3 protein-coding genes and 1 pseudogene are annotated in these 3551 nt (G+C 42.7%); 3 read left to right on the top strand and 1 reads right to left on the bottom strand.

What is annotated here, in order from left to right; all coding sequences use genetic code 11:
* Positions 1 to 235: 235 nt before the first annotated feature.
* Positions 236 to 640, bottom strand: a pseudogene (locus RMO79_RS16305) (reverse transcriptase N-terminal domain-containing protein); the annotation flags it as partial.
* A gap of 875 nt (positions 641 to 1515) precedes the next feature.
* On the opposite strand from RMO79_RS16305, the gene RMO79_RS16300 reads away from it, so the two are divergent.
* The 3 genes from RMO79_RS16300 (at position 1516) to RMO79_RS16290 (ending at position 3536) form a co-directional block, all read left to right on the top strand.
* Complete coding sequence (locus RMO79_RS16300; RefSeq protein ID WP_310484234.1) at positions 1516 to 1992, top strand: hypothetical protein; 477 nt, start codon at positions 1516 to 1518, stop codon at positions 1990 to 1992.
* Between the two features lie 44 nt (positions 1993 to 2036).
* Complete coding sequence (locus RMO79_RS16295; protein WP_310484232.1) at positions 2037 to 2414, top strand: hypothetical protein; 378 nt, start codon at positions 2037 to 2039, stop codon at positions 2412 to 2414.
* 537 nt (positions 2415 to 2951) lie between these two features.
* On the top strand, positions 2952 to 3536 hold the full coding sequence (locus RMO79_RS16290; RefSeq protein WP_310484231.1) for a hypothetical protein: 585 nt from the start codon (positions 2952 to 2954) through the stop codon (positions 3534 to 3536).
* Positions 3537 to 3551 lie beyond the last annotated feature (15 nt).

Genomic DNA, 3551 nt, shown 5'->3' with positions numbered 1-3551 from the left:
AATGATGACGCAGTTTAATCGAAAATTGATTGGATTCATCATGTTAGAACTCCCTCTAGCTCCTAACCGACTTAGGCTGTCAGCTTCGGCTACATTCGTGGTCTGCATTCCGGTTGTTTCGTTACCTACTTGACCGTGACCGGACTCCAGTTGGAGTCTTTTACGTGAGAGTAAGGGGTGTGAATCCCTTAGTGGAGTAGGCTCCACGTACTAAACGACCAGTTCAGGTCGCGCTTGCTAGGCATTGCCAAGCGCGGTCGGCAATTGTGGGCACTTTCAGCATTCGAGTGGTGCCATCCTTTTTCGGGATGGGAATCTCCCGTAAGCCTTGATGCTTCCAGTTGGTGTGATGTTGAGCAAGTCGCTCTTCTAGCTCGAAGCGTTCTTCAAATGAGAGCGATGCTTTGCCATCGATACCTGCTGTTTTCTTCCCAGCGTTTAACTGCGTAACTTGTCGAATCGCCAGCATTCTTGCTGCTGGAGATTTGAGAATCAGTTTTTGTAGTGACCTCGCTTTGTGCTTTTCTCCAACTCGAACTGCTTTGTACACTCGCTTCTGTAGGCGAAATAGATTGCGTTGAAATTTCTTCCAAGGTAATTTCTTCCAGGATTCGCTAGTCGTTAAACTGCGTCTAATCATACTCTGCATTGGTTGGTGTGGTCTGAATACCTTGACCCAATTACGGGTCATCCTACCCGTGTCTGAGGGTTTAGCCCTCTCGTCTGGATTACCTCAGCATCGACATCCTGAAGACCTCAGACCCGTTTTTATTCGTTCCGCCTCAAAGATTGATTGTCCCTTTAGATGGTGCCATTTCAACCGCCAAAATCCCATACTCATGCCGTTGTTATTTGCAGACGCGGCGGGATACATATCTCTGGCTAAGTCAGTCTTTAAAGATTGCGACTGCTTCGACGTAGGTTGCTTTTCTAGGCATCTGTTTCATCTTGGGGACTCCCTGTTAACGCCAGTGTTACCTGCAATTGGTATCTGATTGCGTCCTGTTCCCAGCTTCACTCTGACGATTTCCGAGTCGTTTCGGTGTGGGCAGGTAAGGAGTTACGCCTGAGTTTGGCGAGAAGGACTTTCACCTTCATCTATCAGGCAGTTCAGTCTTTCAATTGCTTCATGTCTTGAAGCCTGACTGGTAGTGTTATTTACGGACTGATTACCGTGATTCAACTACAACGAATCGCACGCGAATTCGTCGTGGGGGAATTGAGACATATTCAACTACTGTTGCTGTGCCCAGTATACGCGATCGACATTCAGGTCGTTGACTAAGCCAACGACCTGAATGTCGATCGCCAACTTGTAATTCGATCGATAAGCTAGATGTGCAGGAAAGTACAGTGATTTTTAGGTTTTCTTAAGATTTAGTCACTTTTTGTTACTTTTTCATACCGACGATTCGATCGAGCGAAGATAAATTAAAGTCTAGCCTCGTTGCCATTCAGAAAAGACACGATCGATCTGATGGGAATAATGCTTTTAATCACAAATTAAATTGAGTCATGCAAAAATTACTCTTGCTATCTGGCATTGCTTTGTTAAGTCTTACCTCTATTTCTCTAAACTCAAAACCTGCAATAGCTGGCTGTGGATGGGGTGATATTACGTGTAATCCTACAAAGTGGACTTGCCCCCCAGGAGGTTGTGTTGAAGAGGAGGGAGCCACCCTTGGCGTACAGCCCACAACTGATACAGATATCGCTCAACAGCTCCACAGCAAGATTATTGGTGGTTATGGTGGGCCACTATATGTTGGTGTTGCCAAAGATATTCTTAAAAAAGGAACAGTGCAAGATTTACGGAACTTTTTAATCGATCGACCTGAAGCATTAGCCTCTATTCAGCGCGTTCACAATCAAGTGATTGGAGGTAGTGGTGGCCCACTTTACATTGATGCTGCTAAAAGTATTCTTCGTCGTCCTCATACATCACTTAATGATGTGAGAAAATTCCTAATTGACTACAAAGCCAAAAACTAATCTGCTAAGGATGTAGCTAATCTAAACTGAAAGGCATAAAAACAATGAAGATACATATATTTTGCAAGTTACTTTCGCCAGCAATTACTTGCGCTATTGTTGCGGTACCTAGTCTAGTCTGGTCGCAACCATTACCTAATAGCAGAGGTGATTATGCTGAGGGCGATTGGAATCCGTGGCTGGTTGTCGATCGCGATCTCAATGGACTGAACTGTCGTAGAGATGCTGGCACAAATTACCGTGTCGTCAAAAAGTTTTACAATAACAAAAAACTTTATGTCTTTACCCAAGGTGATGAAGATCTAATTCGATACTATCGGGAAGGTAAAGCTTGGTTGGCAGTTTTACCAGATGGCTACCAGTATTCCACGCCTTGCTATCTCAGGGCAAATAATAAATTCATTCAACCAGTACCCGAATAGTCGATCGACACTGTAAACACCACTAAATTATTTATCATGCAAAATAAGATCGATCGAACATACAAATTATGTTTGGCAATATCAATTAATTTGGCGAGCATTTTAGTCAGCCTATCATTGCCTTGCGAAGCTAGGACTACATCAAAAAACTTTCAAAGATTACCGAATGGCATCTATTTCTATGGTGAGGCTCGTTCGCCAAAGCAACCTGGCAGTGGGTATGTAATAATTTAAAAAAATAGAAATAATTTTGTAACTTATGGTTACATGTATCAATCAGATGATGAATGTAGCTCTGGTACGATTAATGGCAATACTCTTAATAGAACTAGAAAATTTCTGGGGCTAGAGAGTGAGAAAGGTGTCGTCACTGTGAACGATCCACTCGATTTATCCAAGTTTTACAGGTTAAGTTCTCAGCAGATATCGACAAACGATCGATCAGCTCTTCAAGGTTGTATCGAAACAATGAAACGTTAATTTTTGGCATTTATCTCGAACGAACATCCAAGTAAGTATATACTTCTAAAAATAAACATGAAATTCAGATCGGTAATGTTTTCTGTTTGCTTTTTGTGGCTATCGATTGCAACTCAAGCAAGATCTTCAATCCCTATTGCTAATAACTTTTCCATTAAACAGCGATCGATTTCTCCATCTATTCCAGATGGTAGATTGTCTATTGCTAACGATGAATTTAGTCTAATGCGGAAAGAACGCATCGGTAGCCTGCGAATTGGCTTATCTGAAGCAAAAGTCAAGCAGATAATGAATTGCAATCTCAAGCGCGAACCAGAACAATTCTCACAAGCTGATGCGGCTTATCATCAAGAGTGGAAGTATGCCGATTGTGGAATCGTACTGGTAATGGCTTCCGATCTGCAAAATGCTTCCAAATCAGTTTACTCGATCTCCACGAGCAGTCCTAGCCGTCTGAGTACCAAAAGAGGTATTCGGATTGGTAGTACCAGAACAGCAGTAATGAAAGCCTATAAATCGGAGTGGAATAGAGGAGATGGCGGTTCGGAAAGTTTTGTAGCAGGCTCTATTTGTGGAGGGTTAATTTTTCAATTTGAAAATGGCAAAGTGAGTCAGATTTTTCTGGGAGCTGCTGCTGAATGATGAGTCGTCCGATCC

Source organism: Chamaesiphon sp. VAR_48_metabat_403, from assembly GCF_031422475.1.
Lineage (GTDB): Bacteria > Cyanobacteriota > Cyanobacteriia > Cyanobacteriales > Chamaesiphonaceae > Chamaesiphon.
This window is presented reverse-complemented; position numbering and strand designations above follow the sequence as displayed.